The organism is Jejuia sp. G7-7 (genome assembly GCF_055808955.1).
Genome location: NZ_JBVVSZ010000001.1, coordinates 775,259 through 799,567 on the forward strand (window position 1 = coordinate 775,259; position 24,309 = coordinate 799,567).

At 32.1% G+C, this 24,309-nt stretch carries 23 protein-coding genes and 2 pseudogenes; 17 read left to right on the forward strand and 8 right to left on the reverse strand.

What is annotated here, in order from left to right:
- Window positions 1-21 precede the first annotated feature (21 nt).
- The 9 genes from AC0L5U_RS03875 (at window position 22) to AC0L5U_RS03915 (ending at window position 7,786) form a co-directional block, all read left to right on the forward strand.
- Entirely contained in the window at window positions 22-231 is a 210-nt protein-coding gene (locus AC0L5U_RS03875) for a glycosyltransferase family 9 protein (protein ID WP_473414761.1), read from the forward strand.
- Window positions 232-246: 15 nt separating this feature from the next.
- The gene (locus AC0L5U_RS03880; RefSeq protein ID WP_473414762.1) at window positions 247-582 is read left to right on the forward strand and encodes a hypothetical protein; all 336 of its coding nucleotides are present in this window, start codon (window positions 247-249) and stop codon (window positions 580-582) included.
- Window positions 512-988, forward strand: coding sequence for an MFS transporter (locus tag AC0L5U_RS03885; RefSeq protein ID WP_473414763.1), 477 nt, complete (start codon window positions 512-514; stop codon window positions 986-988). Before AC0L5U_RS03880 ends, AC0L5U_RS03885 begins: the two co-directional genes overlap by 71 nt.
- Before the next feature lie 29 nt (window positions 989-1,017).
- Window positions 1,018-1,443 (forward strand): hypothetical protein, encoded by a 426-nt coding sequence (locus tag AC0L5U_RS03890; protein ID WP_473414764.1) that lies wholly within the window; start codon window positions 1,018-1,020, stop codon window positions 1,441-1,443.
- 252 nt (window positions 1,444-1,695) lie between these two features.
- A complete protein-coding gene (locus AC0L5U_RS03895; RefSeq protein WP_473414765.1) occupies window positions 1,696-3,024 on the forward strand; it encodes a leucine-rich repeat domain-containing protein in 1,329 nt (442 codons plus the stop codon).
- A complete protein-coding gene (locus tag AC0L5U_RS03900; RefSeq protein ID WP_473414767.1) occupies window positions 2,987-5,275 on the forward strand; it encodes a hypothetical protein in 2,289 nt (762 codons plus the stop codon). Before AC0L5U_RS03895 ends, AC0L5U_RS03900 begins: the two co-directional genes overlap by 38 nt.
- A 40-nt stretch (window positions 5,276-5,315) precedes the next feature.
- Window positions 5,316-6,452, forward strand: a complete 1,137-nt coding sequence (locus tag AC0L5U_RS03905; RefSeq protein ID WP_473414768.1) for a T9SS type B sorting domain-containing protein — start codon at window positions 5,316-5,318, stop codon at window positions 6,450-6,452.
- Window positions 6,453-6,533: 81 nt separating this feature from the next.
- Window positions 6,534-7,103 carry a DUF4251 domain-containing protein gene (locus AC0L5U_RS03910; protein WP_473414769.1) on the forward strand — a complete coding sequence of 190 codons (570 nt, stop codon included), beginning with the start codon at window positions 6,534-6,536 and terminating at the stop codon, window positions 7,101-7,103.
- A gap of 158 nt (window positions 7,104-7,261) precedes the next feature.
- Window positions 7,262-7,786, forward strand: coding sequence for a dioxygenase family protein (locus tag AC0L5U_RS03915; RefSeq protein ID WP_473414771.1), 525 nt, complete (start codon window positions 7,262-7,264; stop codon window positions 7,784-7,786).
- A gap of 595 nt (window positions 7,787-8,381) precedes the next feature.
- Here AC0L5U_RS03915 and AC0L5U_RS03920 read toward each other — a convergent pair.
- The 4 genes from AC0L5U_RS03920 to AC0L5U_RS03935 form a co-directional block, all read right to left on the reverse strand.
- Entirely contained in the window at window positions 8,382-12,155 is a 3,774-nt protein-coding gene (locus tag AC0L5U_RS03920; RefSeq protein WP_473414772.1) for a T9SS type A sorting domain-containing protein, read from the reverse strand.
- Window positions 12,091-12,798, reverse strand: coding sequence for a hypothetical protein (locus tag AC0L5U_RS03925; RefSeq protein WP_473414773.1), 708 nt, complete (start codon window positions 12,796-12,798; stop codon window positions 12,091-12,093). Before AC0L5U_RS03925 ends, AC0L5U_RS03920 begins: the two co-directional genes overlap by 65 nt.
- Window positions 12,755-13,378, reverse strand: coding sequence for a hypothetical protein (locus AC0L5U_RS03930; RefSeq protein ID WP_473414775.1), 624 nt, complete (start codon window positions 13,376-13,378; stop codon window positions 12,755-12,757). The genes AC0L5U_RS03925 and AC0L5U_RS03930 overlap by 44 nt, the downstream gene beginning before the upstream one ends.
- Window positions 13,379-13,515: 137 nt before the next feature.
- Window positions 13,516-14,961, reverse strand: a complete 1,446-nt coding sequence (locus tag AC0L5U_RS03935) for a PQQ-dependent sugar dehydrogenase (protein WP_473414776.1) — start codon at window positions 14,959-14,961, stop codon at window positions 13,516-13,518.
- A 541-nt stretch (window positions 14,962-15,502) separates the two neighbouring features.
- Here AC0L5U_RS03935 and AC0L5U_RS03940 point away from each other — a divergent pair.
- A pseudogene (locus tag AC0L5U_RS03940) lies at window positions 15,503-15,963 on the forward strand (cold-shock protein).
- Between the two features lie 94 nt (window positions 15,964-16,057).
- On the opposite strand, the gene rlmF reads toward AC0L5U_RS03940, so the two are convergent.
- From rlmF to AC0L5U_RS03955, 3 genes are all read right to left on the reverse strand, one after another.
- Entirely contained in the window at window positions 16,058-16,915 is an 858-nt protein-coding gene (rlmF, locus tag AC0L5U_RS03945) for a 23S rRNA (adenine(1618)-N(6))-methyltransferase RlmF (protein WP_473414777.1), read from the reverse strand.
- 31 nt (window positions 16,916-16,946) lie between these two features.
- Window positions 16,947-17,687, reverse strand: a complete 741-nt coding sequence (locus tag AC0L5U_RS03950; RefSeq protein WP_473414778.1) for an acyl-CoA desaturase — start codon at window positions 17,685-17,687, stop codon at window positions 16,947-16,949.
- 67 nt (window positions 17,688-17,754) lie between these two features.
- Entirely contained in the window at window positions 17,755-18,324 is a 570-nt protein-coding gene (locus AC0L5U_RS03955; protein ID WP_473414779.1) for a Crp/Fnr family transcriptional regulator, read from the reverse strand.
- A gap of 242 nt (window positions 18,325-18,566) precedes the next feature.
- On the opposite strand from AC0L5U_RS03955, the gene AC0L5U_RS03960 reads away from it, so the two are divergent.
- The 7 genes and pseudogenes from AC0L5U_RS03960 to AC0L5U_RS03990 all read left to right on the forward strand — a co-directional run bounded on the left by AC0L5U_RS03960 (window position 18,567) and on the right by AC0L5U_RS03990 (window position 23,947).
- Complete coding sequence (locus tag AC0L5U_RS03960; RefSeq protein ID WP_473414780.1) at window positions 18,567-20,843, forward strand: leucine-rich repeat protein; 2,277 nt, start codon at window positions 18,567-18,569, stop codon at window positions 20,841-20,843.
- Between the two features lie 190 nt (window positions 20,844-21,033).
- On the forward strand, window positions 21,034-22,230 hold the full coding sequence (locus tag AC0L5U_RS03965; protein WP_473414781.1) for a tetratricopeptide repeat protein: 1,197 nt from the start codon (window positions 21,034-21,036) through the stop codon (window positions 22,228-22,230).
- Between the two features lie 387 nt (window positions 22,231-22,617).
- Window positions 22,618-22,754 (forward strand): annotated as a pseudogene (locus tag AC0L5U_RS03970) (histidine kinase); the annotation flags it as partial.
- Between the two features lie 114 nt (window positions 22,755-22,868).
- A complete protein-coding gene (locus tag AC0L5U_RS03975) occupies window positions 22,869-23,045 on the forward strand; it encodes a hypothetical protein (protein ID WP_473416251.1) in 177 nt (58 codons plus the stop codon).
- 159 nt (window positions 23,046-23,204) lie between these two features.
- Window positions 23,205-23,588, forward strand: a complete 384-nt coding sequence (locus AC0L5U_RS03980) for a LytR/AlgR family response regulator transcription factor (RefSeq protein WP_473414782.1) — start codon at window positions 23,205-23,207, stop codon at window positions 23,586-23,588.
- A gap of 37 nt (window positions 23,589-23,625) precedes the next feature.
- Window positions 23,626-23,820, forward strand: a complete 195-nt coding sequence (locus AC0L5U_RS03985; RefSeq protein ID WP_473414783.1) for a LytTR family transcriptional regulator DNA-binding domain-containing protein — start codon at window positions 23,626-23,628, stop codon at window positions 23,818-23,820.
- Window positions 23,813-23,947: a hypothetical protein gene (locus AC0L5U_RS03990; RefSeq protein ID WP_473414784.1), complete on the forward strand. Its 135-nt coding sequence runs from the start codon at window positions 23,813-23,815 to the stop codon at window positions 23,945-23,947. The genes AC0L5U_RS03985 and AC0L5U_RS03990 overlap by 8 nt, the downstream gene beginning before the upstream one ends.
- 74 nt (window positions 23,948-24,021) lie before the next feature.
- On the opposite strand, the gene AC0L5U_RS03995 is transcribed toward AC0L5U_RS03990, so the two are convergent.
- A complete protein-coding gene (locus AC0L5U_RS03995) occupies window positions 24,022-24,297 on the reverse strand; it encodes a T9SS type A sorting domain-containing protein (protein ID WP_473414785.1) in 276 nt (91 codons plus the stop codon).
- Window positions 24,298-24,309: the final 12 nt, after the last annotated feature.

Below are 24,309 nucleotides of genomic sequence, written 5' to 3' on the forward strand. Positions count from 1 at the left end.
TATAGTAAAGACATCAGAGAAATGGGTGGAATTATTGCAAATACATCAATTTTTATTGCTGCAGATAATGGTGTTATGCATTTGGCAAGCGCTACGTTAACGCCTACGATTGGATTGTTTTCAAGAGACAATCAAGCTATTTATGGTCCTTATGGTAATAGCAATATCGCTTTAAACACCAATTTAAATTCTAAAGATGATTGTATTAAGTCAGGCGTAAAACTATTTTAAACAATATTATTTCGGATGTCCAATCCAAATAAGTTTTCCTTAGTTAAACCCAATAAGTCGCCTATATTTTATGGGTATATAGTTTTAGCTTTTGGTAGTTTAGGTATACTAGCAAGTATTCCGGGGCAAACTGTAGGTGTATCAGTATTTACAGATCCAGTAAAAGACGCACTTGGATTAACTCGAAATCAATTTAGTAATGCTTATATGATTGGGACACTTTTAAGTGCCTTTTTTGTTACTAGGGCAGGAGTGCTTTTTGATAAATTTGGCGCACGTTATGTTGCTTTTTTTGCTGCTTTTTTCTTTGGGAGTATCATTATTGCTATTTTCAATATCCTCTTCTATTAGTGAAAGTGTGAAATTGTTTTTTGAAGTGAAGTCGAGGATAGTTGCATTTGTTTTAATAACCTTGTTATTTTTTGCTATTCGATTCTTTGGACAAGGCGTTTTGACCATGTCTTCACGAAATATGGTCATGATGTGGTTTGATAAAAATAGAGGTAAAATAAATGCAATAAGTAGCATTACTATTTCTTTAGGGTTTTCTAGTGCACCAATTTTTATAAATTATTTAGTAGATAATAATGGTTGGGAACTAAGTTGGCAAATCTTGGCATTATGCTTATTTATTTTTAGTTTTTTAATAATTCAGTTTTACAGAAATAAACCTGAAGATTTTGGGTTGATTCCTGATGGATTCTCTAAAAAAAGAGAAAAAACAAAACTATTAATGTTGATAAAAACTACACTTTAAAAGAGGCTAAAAAGGCACGTGCTTTCTGGATGATAAGCTTAATACTTGCATTTAATAGTTTTTTTATAACTGGGTTTACGTTTCATGTAGTTTCTATTTTTGGTAATCAAGATTATACAAAAACAGAAGCCATTGCTGTATTTTTACCTATATCAATAATTGCAATTATAGTATCTACATCATGCAATATTTTAAGTGATTATATAAATCATAAAATTTATTTGTATTGCATGCTTTTTGGCGGAATTTTAGCATCATTAGGGCTTTTGTTTTTATCACATTCGTTTGGCATTTATATTCTTATTTTTGGATTAGGGTTGTTAGGAGGACTCTTTGCAGTTGTAAACGCAGTAACTTGGCCTTATTATTTCGGACGAAAATATTTAGGATCTATTACTGGAAAAGCTATGAGCTTTTTTAGTGTTTGCAAGTGCTATTGCTCCAAGTTTATTTAGCTATTGTTATACTCAAATGGGCTCGTATTCTTATATTGGTTATTTAACATTGGTTTTTTTGTTTTTTTTAATTATTGGCACTTTAAAAGTTAAAAAAAATCAATAATATTCTGTTTTTTCGTTAAGCTTTAATTATCAAATTGGTTTATATAAGTTTCTTAATCTTATTTGAACGCTTTACTATATTTTTGTAATATTAAGTTTCAAATTAAAAGCCCCGAATGAAATTCTTATTTCTCCCAATTAATTGTATTGTTAATTACCTCATTTGGTTTTTCGCAAACTACTGCAATTCCAGATGTTAATTTTGAGCAAGATTTGATAAATCAAGGTATAGATACCAATGGTTTAAATGGCAATATTTTAGATTTAGATGCTCAAGCAGTAACCACATTAACCCTAACGGGAACTAATATTGTTGATATTACAGGAATTAATGCTTTTACAAACCTTACTAATTTAGATTTGGGCAACAATCCTGTAACAGATGTTTCTCCTACTGCATTAACATTATTGACAGATTTTCGTTCAAATGATAATCCTGGCTTGGCAAATTTAGATTTTAGTCAAAATTTAGTATTACAAAATGTATTTATTCATGGTCCTTTTCCAGGAACATCTCCACCAATAACTACTATTGATTTTTCTCAAAATCTAAATTTGGTATCGTTTAATGGCGATTTTTTAGATAATGTAAATAATATTATTTTCCCAGTAACTCCAGCATTAACAACTATTAATGTGAGATACCTTAATGATCCCACTTTTGATTTATCATTATTAAGCGGATTAGAAGATTTAAATATTGGTGGTTGGAGAGGTAATACAGATATAACTTTGCCAAATGTTTTTACTAATCTTAGGCGCTTAAGAATTAGTAGTATTGATATACCTACAATTGATATATCTGATTATATAAATTTGGAGAACCTTTATTTATGGGGTACTTATGTAGAAAACTTGATTTTACCCAATTCTACAACACTTACTGATATTTTCATCATTTTGCATGATATTCAAAATCCTCTTGATTTTTCAATTTTACCAAACCTTACTGATTTAGATATTACATCCAATAGAACCACGCCTTTGGTTGTTGACGTTACCCAAAACCCTCTATTAGAAGATATAGATTTGGGAAGAAATGATATGAATTCTATTGATCTCACTCAAAATCCATTGTTGAAAGAATTAAGTATAGATAATAATAATTTAACAAATTTAGATGTTACACAAAACCCTATTTTAAATAGGATAAACGCCAGTTATAATCAATTACCATCCATTGATTTAACACAAAATATTATTTTGCAATATTTAAATTTGAGTTATAACCAACTTCCTAATTTAGATGTTACTCAAAACATCATTTTAAGATCTATAAATATTAGTCATAATTTATTTACTGGAAATGGTCTTGATTTAACTCAAAATATAGAACTTTCATCTATATATGCATCAAACAATCAAATTGAAGCTTTAGATATTACTCAAAATATAGACTTATATACGCTTGATATTTCGTTTAATATATTTCCAGGTAATGCTTATTTTAAATCAATTTTACACCATTATTTCTAATAGAGGTAGGCTAGGAGGAAGTTTAATTGCAAACAACAATTTATTAACTGGATTAGTGCCAGATTTTCTTGGTTTGTATAATCCATCTGTTCAAACACGGAGATTTCAATTGTTTATCAATGAAAACAGATTTCATTTTGGCGATTTTGAAAATCAGCATATAGGTTTAGTAGATTTAACTACAACAATTTCGATTGGTCCTTCTCCAGATGTTGTTATTAGAGACTATTTGTATGCGCCACAAGCTAAAGTAAATGCAATTGAGGTTTTAAACCAAAACGCTGGAGACGCTGTAACCTTAATAACTACTGTTAGAGGTACACAAAATCATTACATATGGTTTAAAGATGGTATTGCTATTCCTGGAGCACCAGATTCGCCAAACTATACTATCCCTTCTGTTGATAGCTGTGATGAAGGCGTGTATCATTGTGAAATCACTAGTGATTTAGTACCTTTTGAAAACACAAATCCACCCGGTACAAGTGGAAAAAATTTATTATTAATTAGAAATGATATTACCTTAAATGTAAATTTGCCAACTGAAGTTTGTACAACACTTACAAATCCAGTAAATGGTGCTACAAACGTGCCTTTAAACGAGTTACTAACTTGGACAGAAAGTCTAGGGGCTTGTGGCTATTTTTTAAATGTTGGCACAACAGCTGGTGGTACAGATATTATAGATAATGTTGATGTTGGCGATGTTGAGCAGTATAACATAGGTTCGAACTTTCCTGCTAATACCCAAATTTTTGTTACTATTACTCCTTATTTTAGTAGTGGGATTATTTTAAATTGTACAGAAGAAAACTTTACAACAAATACGATAGTAAGCCCTACAACTTGCACAACTTTAAGTTCGCCACTAAACGGTGTTACTGATGTTTTAGTGGATACAGATATTTCTTGGGATATAGTAGATTATGCAGATGGATATTTTTTAAGTATTGGAACAACTTCTGGAGGGACAGATATCGAAAACAATCTTGATGTTACTAATGTAACTACTTTTAATCCAACATCAGATTTTCCTGAAGGAACTGAAATTTTCGTAACCATAACACCTTATAATTCACTTGGTAATGCAATAGGATGCTTAGAAGAAAGTTTTACAACAGAATCATCTTTACCAATTTGTACTGCGCTAAGTATGCCAATTAATGGAGCTACTGATGTTTCGGTTAGCTCAGATATTTCATGGAATGCAATAACAAGTGCAACAGGCTATTTAATTTCTATTGGAACTAGTTCAGGAGGAACAGATTTAGTAAATAACGAAAACGTAGGCAATGCTACTATATTTAATCCACCAACAGATTTTCCTGAAGCATCTACTGTTTTTGTAACTATAACACCTTATAATTCTTCAGGAAATGCAACAGGATGTGCTGAAGAAAGTTTTACCACAGAAACATTAGTTCCAAGTTGTACAATGCTTAATTTACCAACTAACAACGCAACAAATATTCCAGTAAGCTCAAATATTTCATGGAATGCAATAACAAGTGCAACAGGCTATTTTATTTCAATAGGTACTACTTCTGGAGGTACAGATTTAGTAAATAACGAAGATGTTGGAAATTCAACGACATATAATCCTTCTTCTGATTTCCCATCAGATTCTGAAATTTTTGCAACAATAACACCTTACAATCTTGTGGGAAGCGCCATTGGCTGTTTAGAAGAAAGTTTCACTACAGAAGTGCTTCCAGCTGAATGTATCAACATGACTTTTCCTATGTATGATGATACCGATGTTCCTCTTGACACCAATATATCTTGGCCTATAAGTACAAATGCTACTTATTATACGATTGGAATAGGTACAGCAACTGGAAGTGATGATATAATAGCTACTACTAATGTTGGAAATGTAACAACTTTTAACCCACCTATTGATTTGCCTAGCAATACTATAATTTATGTTACAATTACCGCATATAATAGTTTAAATCAAGCAACAGTATGTGGAGGTGATAGATTTACAACCGAAGAAGTACTACCACTTTGTACTGATTTAATAGCACCTTTGAATGGTGCAACTAATGTAAATGTTTCAAGTTCTATTTCATGGAATCCAGTAAGTAATGCTACAGGGTATTATATTTCTGTTGGAACCTTTCCAGCAGGAACTGAATATGCAAATAAGCTAGACGTAGGTAATAATACAACTTTTACACCGAATAGAGATTTCCCAGGGAACCAAATGATACATGTGCTTGTAATTCCTTATAATTCTAATAGGTGAGGCCATACAAAATTGCGATGAAGAAACGTTTACCACAGAAATGGTAGTGCCTAATTGTACAACACTTTCTTTTCCATCTAATGCTGCAACAGATGTGCCTTTAAGTGCTAATATTTCATGGAATGCTGTTATGAATGCTACTGGGTATTTTATTTCCTTGGGTACAACTTCTGGAGGCGCCGATTTTGTTAGTAATGATGATGTTGGTAATACAACTACCTATAACCCTTTTATAGATTTTCCAGATGATACTGAAATATTTGTAACTATCACACCTTATAACTCCATAGGAAATGCAATTGGATGTTCAGAAGAAAGTTTCAGAACAACTGTCATTCGTCCCGTTTGTACCAGATTAACTACGCCTATAAATGGAGCTACCAATGTTTTGGTAAGTACAGCTATTTCTTGGAACTCAATTAGCAATGCTACAGGATATTTTCTAAGTATTGGTACTAATCCTGCAGGTAATAATATAGTCGATTTTATAGATGTTGATAACACAACAATTTATAATCCAACAGATGATTTTCCAGATGAAACTGAAGTTTTTGTTAGAGTAATACCATATAATAGTTCAGGAAATGCTTCAGGATGCCTCGAAGAAAGTTTTACAACACAAGTTGTAATTCCTAATTGCACTACGCTTATATTTCCAAGCAATGCTGCTACCGATGTTAGGGTAGATGCTATTATATCTTGGAATTTAGTTGATAATGCTACAGGCTATTTTATTTCCATTGGAACATCTTCTGGTGCTACAGATATAGCAAATGCAATTGATGTTGGAAACGCGACATCATACAGCCCACCATCAAACTTTCCAGATGGTTCGGATGTTTTTGTTACTATAACTCCTTATAATTCAGTAGGTAATGGATTTTCATGTGTAGAAGAAAGTTTTTCAATTGAAAATAGATTGCTAATAATTCCCAGGTTTTTCACTCCTAATAATGATGGATTTAATGATGTATGGAAAATTACTGATCCAAAAAATGAAGTAAAACGTATCACTATTTTTGATAGATATGGAAAACTTTTAAAAACGATTGTTAGTACCAATTCGGGTTGGGATGGAAGCTCAAACGGACAACTATTACCTACTAACGATTATTGGTGTGTTATTCAACTAAATAATGGTGCAAGACTACAAAAACATTTTACTTTAAAACTTTAAAATAATTTATTAGAAACTTAGTTTTAAGTATTTTAACTAATTTTTATATTAAATTAAATGCTTGTTTTGTATCTTAACTTTATGAATATTTATAAGTACATACAGGCTTTGAGCCTTTACTTAGTTGCTATATTACTACTATTTTTTTCTTGTAAATCGTCAAAAAATATAGCAACTCCTCAACAAATTGAAGCATTACATAAACTCGTGAATTCCCAACAATTCTATATAGAATCCAACTGGGCATATCCACAAGTAACCAATGCAATGCAGCAAGTATTAAATTCGGGCTTATTAATTCCAGGAAGTAATGCTAGTGCCATTAGTCTTATTGGAAACTCTAATTTTTTGAAAATATCTGGCGATAGTATTTATTCATATTTACCCTATTTTGGAGAACGCCAAATGCAAGTGGCTTATGGAGGTAGTGATAGCGCTATTGAGTTTAAAGATGTGATGAAAAACTATACTGTAACAGAAAACAAAGATAAGAGTCTAACTATTTCTTTTGTAGCTAAGAGTAATTCAGAAAATTTTAATGTAATGATAAGACTTTTTCCTAACCTTAAAAGTCAAATGTCATTGAATGGCGCATCACGATTTATAATTCAATATTCAGGAGACGTTGATGTTATTCCAAAAATAGAATAAAGCTTTTCGAAATATAAAATTTCAGGAATTTTACCGATGATTTTTGCGGTTCATAATAACACTCGTTCATTGAACGCGAAATTTTAGCTTTTATACGATTTTTTGTTGTGCACTAATGTAGTTGTTTAGTTTTGAGGTAATTAAATAAACATTGCCCCATGAAAAATTTAATAACACTTATTAGTTTGGCTAGTTTTCTAGCCGTTTGTTTTAATACTAATGCACAAGAATTAGCAGATAATACTTCACAAAATCTTCAAAATAATAAAAAGCGTCACGCTATTTTTGACTACTCTGAAACACAATTAAACAATACAGATACCATTCCGGGTTTTGAAACATTTTCTGAAAAGCTTATGATTTCTGGAACTATATATAAAAGCGATGGTGTTACTCCAGCAAGTGATGTGATTCTTTATATTTGTCAAGCAGATGATGAAGGTAATTATCATTCAACCAAGATAAATGGTAAAAGAGTTGTAAAACATAGAGGTTGGATTAAAACTGATGCTCATGGACGTTACACATTTTACACATTTGTACCAGGAAATTATTGGGGTAGTAAAGCTATAAAACAAATTCATGGTGTTGTAAAGGAACCTAATAATACCGAAGAATATGCAATAAACCATTTTGTATTTGATAATGACCCATTCTTAAAAAATCGTGCAGAAAAAAGATAGCAAAACGTGGCTTAAATAACATTTTGAAGTTAGAAAAAAGAACGGAATATTAGTAGGTAACAGAGATATTGTTTTAGCACCACAAGTTTCTATATAAGATATAATCTAATTAAAAAAGCGTCTAAACTAGGTTAGTTTCAGACGCTTTTTTACTTTCTATTTGTTGTTTTTATTTAATCAAAATTATTCCAAAATAGCCTTCAGCAAAAATAACTCCAGGTTTATTATCTCGCCTTCTGTAGTTTTTTATTAATAGGATTAGGAAATTAACATTAAAAAAAGAACTGTTGTTGTCTATAAAAATTTACCCCAATGCATTACCAATATTTTCAATTCTAAATATATCATAATTATCACCATGAAGTCTTTATGCATAGGGCTTTTGATATAAAAACTACAACATCGATGAAGTAATCTTAATTCTAAATTAATCTTCTAAGCAAGAGAGTAAATTCTGTTTAAAATTAAAAAGAATGTTTTATTAATTTAAAAATAGAAATTTGGTTGATTGAATTAAAACAGACTATTTATAAATTTTTAATATCTGATTACTCATAATAGGTAATCAGATATTAAAAATTATTAGACTTAAATTCTAATGAGTTATAATGATTCGCTTCTGAAATAAAATTCCACCATCATCTAGAGCTTGAATAAAATATATACCACTATTAAAATCATTTACAGCAATTGAATATCCTTCATTGTTTTTAACTGTATTAGCTTCAAATGATTTAATTAATCGTCCTGTCAAATCAAACAATCTTAGTTCAGATAATTCTAATGAATTTTTAAAACGAATATTAACTACTGAATTTACAGGGTTAGGATACAATATAAGTTCATTTTCTTCTTTAACTAGTTTTATATTTGATTTAGGTTTCCCAACTACTATATCAGAATCTATATATTGAATAAGCGTAGCTTTAGGGTTTGTATCGGCATCATATCTTCTATTTGCCACACCACCTCTAGCTCTTAAATGTATACTAACTAAATCATTGATTCCATCGCTATAGATTTGTACCCTAATAGCTTCAGCTACAATAGGAGCTTGTGATGAACCTCCCCATTCAAAGATACCGCTATCAATCCAGCCTCCTTGGCCTTGTTCTATAGTGACCCAGTTACCATCTGTTAGATAGCTAATACGCCACATGGTATTAGGTTGTGGCTGATTAGGGTATGTACCCCCAAAGGTAATATAGTTTACAAATTTTGGTGAGGGCCAATCTACCTGCCAATTAAATCCATCATCTGCAATTGGCTTGCCAAGGTTTTGATTGTAATTTACACCATATTCATTGTAACTTGTCTTTATAAAATAATCTTCTTTTACTGGGTCATATAAAATAGCATCGGGATTACCTCTGCCATTTTCAACGGAACCATTTGTAGTAGCAGAAGGAAGAAGAGCTAAATTCACAAGTGAGTTTGGTGAGTTATCTGCTACTGGAGCTATATAGCAATCTTCAGGAGCAGTAAATAGTGCGTTTTCAGTTAGTGTACAATTGGTATCATCAGAGAAAGCCGCTGTTACATCTACTGGTTGACCATCTGATATTAAACCTGTTAGTTCAATAGTTTGTGGACTTGCTGTAATAGTAAAGGACTGTCCATTGACATTTAAAGTTCCTGTAACTGGTGCATTTTCATAAGTTACCGTTACCTGTTGTGTATAGGTGTTATCTACAGGGTTACAGGCTGTTTGGTTTCCAGCTACCAAGGTTGTTAGTTCACATGGAGGCAAACAGTTTTCTGGTGCTGTAAACAATGTACTTTCTGTTAGTGTACAACTTGGAATATCAGAGAATAGGGCAGTAACATTTACTGGTTGACCGTCTGATATTAAATCTGTTAATACAACAGTTTGTGGACTTGCTGTGATTGCAAAGGATTGTCCATTGACATCTAATGTACCTGTAGCTGGTGCGTTATCATAGGTTATCGTTACTTCTTGGGTATAGGTATTACTTACCACATCACAAGCTGTTTGAACACCTGAGGCTATGGCTGTAAGACTATTACAAACAACATCTAATGGTACATATTGGATAAGGGTTGCCTTGGTTGTGGTAGCAGCATCATTTTCTCCATAAGAGGTGCCACCTCTGGCTCTTAAATGTATACTAACTAAATCATTGATTCCATCGCTATAGATTTGTACCCTAATAGCTTCAGCTACAATAGGAGCTTGTGATGAACCTCCCCATTCAAAGATACCGCTATCAATCCAGCCTCCTTGGCCTTCTTCTATAGTTACCCAATTACCATCTGTTAGATAGCTAATACGCCACATGGCATTGGGTTGTGGCTGATTAGGGTATGTACCACCAAAGGTAATGTAGTTTACAAATTTTGGTGATGGCCAATTTACCTGCCAATTAAATCCATTGCCTGCAGTTGGCTTGCCAAGGTTTTGGTTGTAGCTTACACCATATTCATTGTAACTTGTTTTTATAAAATAATCTTCTTTTACGGGATCATAAAGTATAACATCTGGAGTGCCTCTACCGTTTTCAACGGAACCACTATGCTCGGCTAATGGAAGGAGAGCTAAATTAACAAGTGAGTTGGGTGAGTTATCTGCTATTGGAGCTATATAGCAATCTTCAGGAGCAGTAAACAATATATTTTCGGTAAGTGTACAACTTAAATCATCAGAGAAAGCTGCTGTGACATCTACTGGTTGCCCATTAGAAATAAGGTCTGTTAATGTAACAGTTTGTGGGCTTGCTGTAATCACAAAAGATTGCCCGTTGATATCTAATGTTCCTGAAGGTGGTGCATTTTCATAAGTTACCGTCACCTGTTGTGTATAGGTGTTATCTACAGGGTTACATACTGTTTGGTTTCCAGCTACCAAGGTTGTTAGTTCACATGAAGGTAAACAGTTCTCTGGTGCTGTAAACAATGTACTTTCTGTTAGTGTACAACTTGGAATATCAGAGAATAGGGCAGTAACATTTACTGGTTGACCGTCTGATATTAAATCTGTTAATACAACAGTTTGTGGACTTGCTGTGATTGCAAAGGATTGTCCATTGACATCTAATGTACCTGTAGCTGGTGCGTTATCATAGGTTATCGTTACTTCTTGGGTATAGGTATTACTTACCACATCACAAGCTGTTTGAACACCTGAGGCTATGGCTGTAAGACTATTACAAACAACATCTAATGGTACATATTGGATAAGGGTTGCCTTGGTTGTGGTAGCAGCATCATTTTCTCCATAAGAGGTGCCACCTCTGGCTCTTAAATGTATACTAACTAAATCATTGATTCCATCGCTATAGATTTGTACCCTAATAGCTTCAGCTACAATAGGAGCTTGTGATGAACCTCCCCATTCAAAGATACCGCTATCAATCCAGCCTCCTTGGCCTTCTTCTATAGTTACCCAATTACCATCTGTTAGATAGCTAATACGCCACATGGCATTGGGTTGTGGCTGATTAGGGTATGTACCACCAAAGGTAATGTAGTTTACAAATTTTGGTGATGGCCAATTTACCTGCCAATTAAATCCATTGCCTGCAGTTGGCTTGCCAAGGTTTTGGTTGTAGCTTACACCATATTCATTGTAACTTGTTTTTATAAAATAATCTTCTTTTACGGGATCATAAAGTATAACATCTGGAGTGCCTCTACCGTTTTCAACGGAACCACTATGCTCGGCTAATGGAAGGAGAGCTAAATTAACAAGTGAGTTGGGTGAGTTATCTGCTATTGGAGCTATATAGCAATCTTCAGGAGCAGTAAACAATATATTTTCGGTAAGTGTACAACTTAAATCATCAGAGAAAGCTGCTGTGACATCTACTGGTTGCCCATTAGAAATAAGGTCTGTTAATGTAACAGTTTGTGGGCTTGCTGTAATCACAAAAGATTGCCCGTTGATATCTAATGTTCCTGAAGGTGGTGCATTTTCATAAGTTACCGTCACCTGTTGTGTATAGGTGTTATCTACAGGGTTACATACTGTTTGGTTTCCAGCAACTAAGGTTGTTAGTTCACATGGAGGTAAACAGTTCTCTGGTGCTGTAAACAATGTACTTTCTGTTAGTGTACAACTTGGAATATCAGAGAATAGGGCAGTAACATTTACTGGTTGACCGTCTGATATTAAATCTGTTAATACAACAGTTTGTGGACTTGCTGTGATTGCAAAGGATTGTCCATTGACATCTAATGTACCTGTAGCTGGTGCGTTATCATAGGTTATCGTTACTTCTTGGGTATAGGTATTACTTACCACATCACAAGCTGTTTGAACACCTGAGGCTATGGCTGTAAGACTATTACAAACAACATCTAATGGTACATATTGGATAAGGGGTTGCCTTGGTTGTGGTAGCAGCATCATTTTCTCCATAAGAGGTGCCACCTCTGGCTCTTAAATGTATACTAACTAAATCATTGATTCCATCGCTATAGATTTGTACCCTAATAGCTTCAGCTACAATAGGAGCTTGTGATGAACCTCCCCATTCAAAGATACCGCTATCAATCCAGCCTCCTTGGCCTTCTTCTATAGTTACCCAATTACCATCTGTTAGATAGCTAATACGCCACATGGCATTGGGTTGTGGCTGATTAGGGTATGTACCACCAAAGGTAATGTAGTTTACAAATTTTGGTGATGGCCAATTTACCTGCCAATTAAATCCATTGCCTGCAGTTGGCTTGCCAAGGTTTTGGTTGTAGCTTACACCATATTCATTGTAACTTGTTTTTATAAAATAATCTTCTTTTACGGGATCATAAAGTATAACATCTGGAGTGCCTCTACCGTTTTCAACGGAACCACTTCTAGTAGCAGATGGCAGAAGTGCTAGGTTAACAAGGTTACTAGGTGAGTTTAAAAGGTCATCAGTAGATAATTGATTAATCCATTCTTCAATCATTATTAGAGCGTCTTCATCAACAATAGATTTGGCCAACGGAGGCATCATTATACTGGGATCAGTACTTACCAATTCTATGATATAATATAGATTTTGATGCATCTCCAGGAGTTATGATTTTTTCGCCTTCTACGCCTATTGGATGTATAGTGTTTGCTGTCAATAAGTTTGTTGATTCTAAGTTGTTAAACAAACGTAAATCAAAATCGGAACGATTACCTGGGTTTGTTGATCTATGGCAGTATGCACAGTTTAAATCGAGATATGATCTTGCTTTTTCATCAATGGTTGCATTAGGGTCATAAATTGATTTGCTCGTTAATAAGTTAGGTGTATCCTGATCAGTTATCTGTTCATCTAATATGCCTAGATGACTTAAAGTTACTAATTGATTTGCTGTAATATTTGTTTTATCATAAGTATAATCTTTATTAAGGTAGCGTGTTCGTAATCCTACAGCGCCTTTATTTGCTGGGTTATGACAAGTTATACACTCAGAATTTGATGGAAAATGCCAAGTTTGATTAAAGGTTTGTCCATCCGATTTTGTAATCTGAACAGTCTCATCTAAGGCAACAGTTTGTAAAGTAGCATCTGTTTGATTTTCATTCCAATTGTATGTTGCGAAATAAAACTCTCCATCATTGCCCATAATTGAAAAACGTGTTTCAACTTTTTTCAATGCAGATGGATCATTTTCATTGGTATTTAAATCAAAATGTTTAATTAAAGCACTACCTATAGGGAAATCCCAAACACCATTTTCAGAATATTTAATTTGCTCTGCTGAAGTATCATGAGTACCATTATTAGGTATTGCTAACCACCTTCTTTTAATGCACCATCAGACCAAAACGACTCTACTATGTCGTATGGAACAATACCATCTTTAACTTTAAGGTCTGAAAATTCATTTTCAAACAATCCATTTTCAGAGACTTGAAATACTCCAGTTTCTGATAATTTTTGAGGTAAACTTTGATATTGGGCATTTTGTCCTAAAAACTTGTATAAAGTAGTATTAACTCCAGCATTTAAAATATAAATTTCATTTTCATCATCTTGACCAAACGAAATAATGTCAGTAGGGGTAAAAGCACCTAATTCTGTATACTCACCAGTATTTATATCTATTGACCAAATTTCATCACCAGCACCATAATCTGCACAAATATACTTACCATATAATTCTGGAATGTTATCTCCTCTATATACAAATCCTCCTATGATTGCATTAGCTTCACTACGTGGAAAAACGGTTAATGCCTGTTCATGAGGCATGTTGTTATAGAGTTCAGTTAAGCAACCTGATGGCCCAGGCGCATTACCTTCGTATACAGGCCAACCATAATTTTTATTTGGTTGTAATACATTAATTTCTTCATGTGTATGCATACCTATTTCACCTATGTAAAAAAGACCTGTTTCAGCGTCTTTAAACATTCTGTGTGGGTTTCGAAATCCAATACTATAATACTCTTCATATACATTCCCGTAAAAAGGATTTTCATTAGGAATTAGATACCCTATACCGGATTTTTCATTTGGAAACCCTCCTGAATTTTGTAAGGTTTTGACAGGAGTATGGCTTTTTGAATAATCAAAATCTACATCTAGACGTAATACGCCACCATCAAGATTATTTACGACATCTTGTGCCTTTTTATGAGCCGTTTGGTCACCTGTAGTAAGATATAAAAAACCGTCATCTCCAAAATCCATACCACCACCTCTATGTGTAGTTCCATACATTCTACGCTGAATCATTGTGGTTCGAGTATTTTCGTCTGCTATTAAAGTAATAGGGTCTACTTCAAATCGCTCTAATATTAAGTAGTTCCCCCAATACTCCTCAGAATCACAAGTATATCTTGTGAACATGTTCGGAAAATCATTTCCATTAGCATCTTTTGTTGTATAATAAACATAAAAGTAATTTTTAGGGTTTAGTGGTTTTCCAAAATCTGGATGAATAGCCAAACCTAAAAAACCTCCATCCCAAACAACACCAACCTCATCTGATAGGTCAATTACTGAATGGGAAACAGTTGTACTTTCATTATTGTCAAACCAAACAATCTTTCCATTTAATTGTCCTAATATAATTTTATCTTGATTAGGTACCATATTAAAGGTTATGGGGTAGAAAAAATTAAGGTTAGGAAATGCAGGTCTATATAGTGGTTGTGTACCAAAAAGTGAACCTGGAAAGTTACCATTCACATAAGCACCAATAGGCTCAGGATTTGTAAGACCTGGTCCCATAAATATGGGAACTGCACTACAAAGCAAGAATGAGGTTAAAACAATAAAATATACTTTAATTTTTTTAAAGAAAAAAGTGTAACAATAGAGTTAACGATAGATGAGGGTGAGTTTTTCATCTTAGTTAGGGTTTGGTTAATAGCTATTTAAAGTTAAGTATTTATTTTTCTTACAGAATAATAAATCGTTAAAACAACTAATAATTAGATGAATAGTAAAAAATGATTAAAATTTAGATTCAATAAATTAAATTAAATTTCTTACATTATTTACAGCAAACAAGAATCTGTTGCAATGTAATGATTATCAATTGTTTATACTTATTTTTTTCAAATAAAGCATAGTTGAATTCTAAATCTTTTCTATTTAGTAAAGGTTTTTAAACTAATAGTAAAGTGAAGGAGCAAAATATGAAGTGATTTTCTTTAATTAAGAGATATTAATTTGTAATTTAGACGCCTCTTACTAGAGAATAATATAAAATATCTTTGATGTTGTTTACAAAAATACCTCTCTAAAAGAATTAATTTAAAATTAGTACATGGCAAAGTCGCAACAGACATACAGTAAAAGTGAAAAAGAAAAAAACGTTTAAAAAAGCGAGAGGATAAGCGTAAAAAAATGGAAGCTCGCAAACTTGCAAAAGAAGAGGGTGGAAGTAAAGGAATTGAGTTTGCTTATGTAGATCATAATGGACATTTGACGGACACACCTCCAGATCCTACTAAAAAAATTAAGGTAAAAGCAAAACACATAGAAATTAGTATTCCTAAAACACTTGAAGGTGATAAGGAAGAAGTTGATTATGTTAGAAAAGGAACTGTTTCATTTTTTGATACATCAAAAGGCTTTGGTTTTATAATTGACTCTGAAAACAACGAAAAATATTTTACCCATGTGAGTGGTTTAGTTGATGAAATTGCTGAAAACGATAAGGTAACCTTTGAACTTGAAAAAGGACAACGTGGTATGAATGCTGTTAAAGTTACTTTAGTTAAGTAAGTTTCTAACTTTATAATATTAATAAACCTATTGCTTTTTAAAAGTGATAGGTTTTTTTAATACTGAAAAACAATATTTGGTTAAAACCACCACATCACAAAACGGCTTTTTTTTGCCCTTGAGACATTTGAACAATTTTATAATCCGCTTTCGATTTTTTGAGTTGTTTTTCAATTTTTTGAAGGTTTCCTGCTTTGGCAACCAAACTGGTAAATACTTTAACTTGGTTTTTAAAAAAGACACTTTCCTTAATTAATCGTTTTATAAAAAGTGATTCTCCACCATTGCACCATAGTTCGTTAGCTTGTCCTTCAAAATTTAGTAAGCTATGATTTGTGTTGTTTGATTTACCTAGATTTTTAAGTTTCCTGAATGAACCTTTTAAAGCTTCATCTTTAGAGCTATGAAAAGGCGGATTACAAACTGTAAAATCGAACTTCTCATTGGGTTTTATAATATCTTTGAATAAAAAACTTTTGTTCTTTTGATGTCGTATTTCAATATTTTCCTGTAATGCTTTCGTTTGATTTATATTGACTTTAGATATCTCTACTGCTTTTACATCACATTCAGAGCCTACCATTGTCCAATTGAAATGTTGTGCTCCCAAAATGCAATAAATGCCGTTAGCTCCAGAACCAATATCTAAGCCTCTTAATTTAGAAGTATGTTCTATTTTAAATTCTTCGTAAAGTTTATCTTGTAAATGCAACAAATAATCTAATCTTCCCGGAATGGGAGGGATAAGATAGCCTTTTGGTAAGTTATATACTTTTAAATTAAAATCGGCAATTAGTATTGCTTTATTTAATGCATATACAGCGTCTGAACTATTAAAATCTATCGTTTCTTTTCCTAAAGGATTTAAAATTACATGTTTTTGAAGTTCAAAATTGTAGTTAACCAATTCTTTTAAATTATAACCATCTTGATATGGATTCTTTGGATGCATATCAGCAAAGGTATAAGAAATAAGATATATCTTAATCCTTAATTTTAATAGGTTTTAATTTAATAATACCAAAAGCATTCAATACTCTTATAATCAAATAAGTCATATCAATTTCATACCATTTCACACCAAAATTAGGGCTGCTTGCGTACTTATGATGATTATTATGATAACCTTCTCCCATCATTAAGAAATCAAAACGGAATAGGTTTTTACTTGTGTTTTTCATCTTGAAATTTACATAGCCATAAATATGGCCAAACCAATTAATAATTACGCCATGTATTGGTGCCATTAAAAAAGTAATTGGTAATAAAAGCCATTGCCACCAAGCATCAGCAAAAAGCGCAAAGAAAAAAATATAAAGCGCTCCCCAAAGTAATCTGGAAAAACGAGAACTAGCAAAACTATCAAATGCCTTCCATTGAGGAACATTCTTTGTGAATTTTTCGTCTACTGCTATACGTTGCTTATTAATGTCTTGATAAATTGTTTTTGTTTTCCACATCATCGCAAACATATTATCATCATATGATGGAGAATGCGGGTCTTTTTCAGTATCAGTATATGCATGGTGCATACGGTGCATAATGCCGTAACCATAAGCACTTAAATAACTAGAACCTTGAAAAATCCATGTTAATACAAAAGTAATACGCTCCATTGTTTTAGACATAGTAAATACTTGATGCGCTGCATAACGATGCAAAAAGAACGATTGAAAAAACAAACCGCCATACCAAAGCACCAAAACGAAAAGAATAATTGTCATGATATTTTTTTACAAATATAAGTACACGTTATGTGCAAAACAATGAACCTAGATTCATTAAATGATGCTATAAACGTTTTCTAATTCTGCTTAAAGCTTGAGCCGTTATACCTATATACGAACTAATATATTTTAAAGGAATTTCTTTAAGGAGTTCCGGCCGCTCCTTAAATAATTTCATGTAGCGTTCCTCAGCAGTAAGATTCAATAAATTTAGTTCTCGCTTAGATTTCAGTATAAAAAGACGTTCAGCGGTTAACCTGCCTATTAAGTTTCCTATTTGTGTGTGTTTATAAACCAATTGCAAATCATCATAAGTAATACTAAAAAGCGAGGTTTTAGTAAGAGCTTGCAATTGGTAGATTGAAGGTTTTTGTGTTAAAAAAGAATCATAAGCGCTCACGAATTCATCTTCAAAACTGAAACCAAAAGTAATTTCCTTTTCAGGGTTTTCTTTAGGAATAAATAAGCGTACAACACCAGATTCAATAAAAGAAATATAATTTTCTATGTTGTTTACTTTTAAAAAAACAGCTTTCTTAGGAATCTCACGACGTTGTAATTTTGACATAAAAAACTCCCAATCAGCATCTGATATGGTGGCTATTTGGTCTAAGTAAGCTTTTATTTTTTGCAAGTTTTAAGTTCTAAAAATATTGAAGGGATAAATATACACATTAGTATAACCATATTAAATGATTAATAACATTGAATATACAATACTTTACTTTTCTAGCCTTTAGATTGATATGAGTTGAAAACGGATATTTAATAAATCTCAACACTTATTTCTTGAAACACATCAAAAAAATATTAACTATATCATGGCGTGTCTTATACAATTACTTTGGCACTTTATTAACCCAAAATCAAATCAAAATGAAAAAATTACTACTTATTTTATTTACGTTACTCATGTCTATAACAGGTTATTCGCAATCGGTTGGAGATATCTTTATTGACAATTTTATAACCTACGAAATTACTTCTGTATCACCAAACACAGTTAGAACAGTAGGTTATAATACTGGCGGTGGTACTAGTGTTGCTATACCAGCTACAGTTTCTGATAATTCTTTAACCTATAGTGTTACAAGTATTGGCCCTAACTCTTTTTCTAATAAACAATTAACTAGTGCTTCAATACCTAGTAGTGTTACAATAATTAGAAGTGGTGCTTTTCAAACAAATAACCTAACAACAGTAACCATTCCTGAAAATGTTGGAAATATTCAAGCATGGTCTTTCAAGGGAAACCCACTATCAACTGTTACATGTGAGGGTACAACACCTCCGTTTCTTTCTCCTGCTGGTGGTAATGGTGCTTTTGATGATAGAAGTTTAATTGATTTAACAGTACCTTTTAATACTGCTACAGATTATACTTCGGGTTGGTGGTCTGGTTTTAACTCAGTTACTGCAGCTACAATATTTGTTGTAGATTATATAACATTTGAGGTAACAGCTCTTTCACCTAATACAGTCAGAACCATAGGTTATAATACTGCAGGTGGAGCTAGTGTAACTATACCTGCCACAGTTACAAATAATACTTTAACATATGATGTTACAAGTATTGGTCCTAACTCATTTTCTAATAAACAATTAACTAATATTTCTATTCCTAGTAGCGTTACAATAATTAGAAGTGGCTCTTTTCAAACAAATAATTTAACTAGTATTATCATACCTGAAAATGTTGCAAATATTCAAGCATGGTCTTTTATGAATAACCCATTAACTAGTGTTACCTGCGGTAGTATTACACCTCCATTTCTTTCTCCAGCTGGAGGTAATGGTGCTTTTGATGACCGGAGTTTAATTGATTTAACGGTACCTTTTAATACTGCTACAGATTATACTTCAGGTTGGTGGTCTGGTTTTAATTCAGTTACTGAATCACCAATGTATATTGTAGATAATGCAGTTTACTTATTGCTGTCAACAACCCCTGTCACAGTAAGTGTTTCAGATTACAATGCTTCTGGCGGAAATAATGCTATAATTCCTGAAACAGTTACTATCAATTCAACTACATATGATGTTACTAAAATAGAGCCTAATGCATTTTCTAATAAACAATTAATTAGTGCTACCATTCCTAATACAATTATAGAAATTGGTAGTGGAGCTTTTCAAGGAAACGCTATTACTAGTATATTTTTAAAGAGCTCAATACCTCCAACTATTCCTATGGCAGGCGTTAATGATGCTTTTGATAATCGTAGTAATATCGATTTAATTATTCCTGATACAACTACGGATGAATATGTAACTGATAGTGGTGCACTTTGGACTGGATTTAAAATGATACATGAAGTAACATCTACATTTCCAAATGAATTAAAAATCACACATTATAATGCTGCTAGTGGTAGTAGTGTTACTATACCAGCTACAGTTACAAATGGTGTTGAAGTTTACAATATTAAAGAAATAGGGATAGCAGCATTTTTTGATAAAAGCTTAACTGGTGTAACCTTACCAAACAGTATTACTACTATTGGAACTTCTGCTTTTAATACAAACAACTTATCAAGTGTAATCATTCCGGATAGTGTTACTATTATTGGAGCTCAAGCATTTGTTACTAACGATTTAACTAATCTTACAATTGGCAATAGCGTTACAAATATTGGATTTGGTGCTTTTACAGATAACGATTTGACAAGCATTACAATTCCAAATAGTGTAACTAATATTGGATTAATAGCCTTTGCAGCTAATCCATTAACTAGTGTTACTTCATTAGCGACAACACCACCTATTATTACTACTGGTACTAATGATACGTTTCATATTAGCGGAAACAGAAGTACTATAGATTTACATATACCAGCTGGTTCTATGGGAGCTTATGTTACCAATCCTGGTGCTTTATGGACAGGTTTTAATCAAGTTGTTGAAGATGCATTATTAAGCACTTCTAATTTTGAATTACAAAATGATGTGAAAATTATAACGCATAGAGACGAGTTAAAAATAATCTCAACAGGAAGTGCAAAACTTAAAAACTATACTATTTACAATATTTCAGGTTCTAAAATAAAAAACGGTTCAGAAAATAGTATTGCTATTGATAATTTGTCATCTGGCATCTATATTTTAGAACTAACTTTTGATACAGGTAGGCTAGTTAAAAAGTTTGCAAAATAGTATATTGTTTTAATAAATACTAGATCAAGAAATAAATCCCCATTTCTTTAATTAACCGTAAGCGTTTTCATGAGAAAGCACTTGCGGTTAGTTGTTAATTATATGATTATACTTGTAAACTTTTTGCTAGTAAATTCTAATAGAACTTTTAAAATTTGTTTTTTAGTATTTAAATACAGTAATTCTTGATATGAAAACATTCAAAACTACTCTAGTTTTTACATTTTTATTTTCTTACACGATTTATTCTATATCACAAAATGTAGAAATTGATAGCCTTAGAATAGAATTACAGAATCATAAAGAAAAGGATTCGATGAGAGTGAATCTGTTAAATGCACTAGCTTTTTCTTATTTCAGTAAAGATATGCCTAAAACCCTTGAATATTTAAAAGAAGCAGATTCAATAGCTGAAATTATCGATTTTAAAAAGGGCAAAGCCAGAAGCATCTACATAAAAGGTATAACTGAGGCAATACAATCAAATTATGACCAAGCACTTGGTTACTATAATGAGGCCTTGCATTTGTATGAAAAGATAAATTTCAAAAAGGGAATAGCCAACTGTTACAATGCCACGGGCATAACATATAAAAATAAAGGAGAGCTGAAAAAATCAGTATCATATCTTAAAAAAGCAATCAGAATAGAAGAGGAAATAGGAAGTAATAACCTATCTGCCACTCTAATAAATCTTGGAAATTCGTATCATGAATTGGGGAAATTTGATGAAGCCATTTCACCTTTAAATAAAGCACTTTCTATTGCTAAATTTGATAAAAATGAACAGCGGGTTGCATATAGTTTAAATAATTTAGGCATGGTTTACATGAGCCAAGGTAATTACCCACTTGCCCTCAAACAATTTAAAGAATCTTTATACATTAATGAAAAGCTTGGAGATAGTTTAGGTATTTCCAAACATCTAGCCAATATAGGTAGGCTATATAAGACTCAGAAGGACTATGACAAGGCAATGAAGTACTATGAAAAGGCTTTAGAAATGGACTTGAGGATTGATAGCAAAAGAGGAATTTCTTCATCATTGAATGATATCGGAATCATATATGAGAAAAAAGGAGATTACAAAAGTGCTCTCGACCATTATCTTGAGGCATTGCGTTTAAGTAAACAAATTGGAACAAAAAGTGATATTCCATATATTCTAAATAATATTGGTACGGTATATTTGGCATTAAAAGATTATACAATTGCAAATCAATACTTCATGGAGGCGAAGAAGAATGGTTTAGAAATTGAAAGCAAAGAAGCATTATGTGAGACTTACATAGGACTGGCGAAAACGTACATGAATCAAAAAGAGTATAATAAAGCTAAGAGTATGCATCGAAAGCAAAGGAAATCTCCAAAAAATCAGGTTTTTTAAATGATCGGAAAGAAGTTTTGGAAATTCTTTCTAAAATATATAAAGCTACTGGTAATTATAAGGATGCACTCAAAAGCCACCAACAATTCAAAATGCTAAATGACAGCTTGTTTAATAAAAAATATTGAAAAGATAACCCAATTAGAATATGAATATAAATACAAGAAAGCACTTGATTCTGCAAATATTAGAGAATTACAATTAACTAAAACAGTAAGGGATAAATCTGAGGACTTAGAAAAAACGCAACGTAATTATTTATGGGCTATTATAGGTGTTCTTGTTATTTCTATGCTATTAGGATCTGTTATTTTTTATCAAAAGTTAAAAAACGCCAAAACCAAAACTCAAAATGCGGTTATAGAGCAAAAGTTATTGCGCTCGCAAATGACACCTCATTTTATCTTTAACTCATTATCAGTCTTACAAGGGATGATATTAAATAAAGAAGACAAAAGTCTGTTTCATACCTATCAAAATTTTCAAAATTATTAAGAATTACTTTAGAAAACTCAAGAGATAAAACAGTATTACTTTCACAAGAATTAAGAGCTGTTCAAAATTATTTAACCCTTCAGAATTTAGAAAACGATGTATATCAATCTACACTTTTAGTAGAAGAAACTATAGACATCCCCATGTTTGAAGTACCACCAATGCTAATTCAACCGTTTGTAGAAAATGCCATCGAACATGCTTTTACTGATACTAACGATGATAAAAAAATTGATATTCGCTTAAAATACATAGATAAAAAACTAATATGTACCATTGCTGATAATGGTATTGGTTATATGCCTCAAAAAGAAAAATAATGGGTATAAAAAATCACTATCTACAGCTATAACTTCAGAACGCTTGAAAATACTATCTAAAGATTTTAAAATGGATGGTTCAGTTACTATTGAAGATAGAGAAAAATATAACGCACAAGGTACTATTGTAACTTTAGTTATTCCTCATAAATTTGTTGCATGATGAAGACATTAATAGTAGAAGACAAAGCATATATTAGAAAAGGGTTAATTAATCTATTACAAACCATAGACGTCAAAGTTGAAGTAATAGGTGAGTGTGCCTCTGTAAAAGACGCAGTTGTTGTTGCCAATGCTTGCAAACCAAGTTTAGTTTTTTTGGATATTAACCTAACAGATGGTAATGCTTTTGAGTTTTTATCACAAGTGGACCATCTAAACTTTAAAGTCATATTTATTACAGCTTATGAAGAATATGCACTAAAAGCTTTAAAAATTGGTGCAGTAGATTATATTTTAAAACCTGTTGATATCGAGGAGCTAGAAGCTGCCCTAGAAAAAGTGAAGCATTTACCAGTAACCAGCCCAAAAACAGCAAATTAAAACTGCAAAAGAAGCTTGGACTAACGAAGATTCTAAATTGATACTATCGCTTCATGATAGTTTTCAAGTTATTGATTTAAATGAATTATTGTATTGCGAAACAGACAAAGGTTACACGACTTTTTACTGTAGTGATAACAAAAAATATATGGTTTCTAAAACCTTAAAGGAATTTGAAAAACGCCTTGAAGCATCTAATTTTGATTCATCCGCACCAATCCTTTATGGTTAATCTAAAGTTTATAGATAAATATGAGAAATCAGGAATTATATATTTAAAAAATGGTAGAAAAATACCCGTGTCTTCTCGTAAAAAAGAACACTTTGTAACTTCTTTTTTGAATTGGAATAATAGCTAACAAATTAATAGATTCATATATTAAAAACTCCTCATTAAATTCATATTTCAATAAGGAGTTTTTAAGTGGTAAACTTATTCTACAATTAATTTTTTTATAACCTTTCTTGATCCATCGTTAATTTCCAAAAGGTAAATTCCAGATTCTAGATTGTGGGTGGTAATTTTTTCATTTAATAATGAATTTTTATTTTTGAGATGCAGACTAAACACGTTTTTACCTGTAATATCATAAATATTAATTTTTGGATTGAGTAATTGCACATTGGATGTAATTGAAAAGTTGCCATGATTTGGGTTAGGATATACAATAATATCAGTAGATTCACTTTCAAAATTAGTAGTAGACAACGTACTTTTTCA

Excerpts from the sequence above, each read along its gene's own strand:
- AC0L5U_RS03875 (WP_473414761.1), top strand. The coding sequence starts at position 22 with ATGGGTGGAATTATTGCAAATACATCAATTTTTATTGCTGCAGATAAT.
- AC0L5U_RS03880 (WP_473414762.1), top strand. The coding sequence starts at position 247 with ATGTCCAATCCAAATAAGTTTTCCTTAGTTAAACCCAATAAGTCGCCT.
- AC0L5U_RS03885 (WP_473414763.1), top strand. The coding sequence starts at position 512 with ATGTTGCTTTTTTTGCTGCTTTTTTCTTTGGGAGTATCATTATTGCTA.
- AC0L5U_RS03890 (WP_473414764.1), top strand. The coding sequence starts at position 1,018 with ATGATAAGCTTAATACTTGCATTTAATAGTTTTTTTATAACTGGGTTT.
- AC0L5U_RS03900 (WP_473414767.1), top strand. The coding sequence starts at position 2,987 with ATGCTTATTTTAAATCAATTTTACACCATTATTTCTAATAGAGGTAGG.
- AC0L5U_RS03905 (WP_473414768.1), top strand. The coding sequence starts at position 5,316 with ATGGTAGTGCCTAATTGTACAACACTTTCTTTTCCATCTAATGCTGCA.
- AC0L5U_RS03910 (WP_473414769.1), top strand. The coding sequence starts at position 6,534 with ATGAATATTTATAAGTACATACAGGCTTTGAGCCTTTACTTAGTTGCT.
- AC0L5U_RS03915 (WP_473414771.1), top strand. The coding sequence starts at position 7,262 with ATGAAAAATTTAATAACACTTATTAGTTTGGCTAGTTTTCTAGCCGTT.
- AC0L5U_RS03920 (WP_473414772.1), bottom strand. The coding sequence starts at position 12,155 with ATGATGCTGCTACCACAACCAAGGCAACCCCTTATCCAATATGTACCA.
- AC0L5U_RS03925 (WP_473414773.1), bottom strand. The coding sequence starts at position 12,798 with ATGCATCAAAATCTATATTATATCATAGAATTGGTAAGTACTGATCCC.
- AC0L5U_RS03935 (WP_473414776.1), bottom strand. The coding sequence starts at position 14,961 with ATGGGACCAGGTCTTACAAATCCTGAGCCTATTGGTGCTTATGTGAAT.
- rlmF (WP_473414777.1), bottom strand. The coding sequence starts at position 16,915 with ATGCATCCAAAGAATCCATATCAAGATGGTTATAATTTAAAAGAATTG.
- AC0L5U_RS03950 (WP_473414778.1), bottom strand. The coding sequence starts at position 17,687 with ATGACAATTATTCTTTTCGTTTTGGTGCTTTGGTATGGCGGTTTGTTT.
- AC0L5U_RS03960 (WP_473414780.1), top strand. The coding sequence starts at position 18,567 with ATGAAAAAATTACTACTTATTTTATTTACGTTACTCATGTCTATAACA.
- AC0L5U_RS03965 (WP_473414781.1), top strand. The coding sequence starts at position 21,034 with ATGAAAACATTCAAAACTACTCTAGTTTTTACATTTTTATTTTCTTAC.
- AC0L5U_RS03975 (WP_473416251.1), top strand. The coding sequence starts at position 22,869 with ATGTTTGAAGTACCACCAATGCTAATTCAACCGTTTGTAGAAAATGCC.
- AC0L5U_RS03980 (WP_473414782.1), top strand. The coding sequence starts at position 23,205 with ATGATGAAGACATTAATAGTAGAAGACAAAGCATATATTAGAAAAGGG.
- AC0L5U_RS03990 (WP_473414784.1), top strand. The coding sequence starts at position 23,813 with ATGGTTAATCTAAAGTTTATAGATAAATATGAGAAATCAGGAATTATA.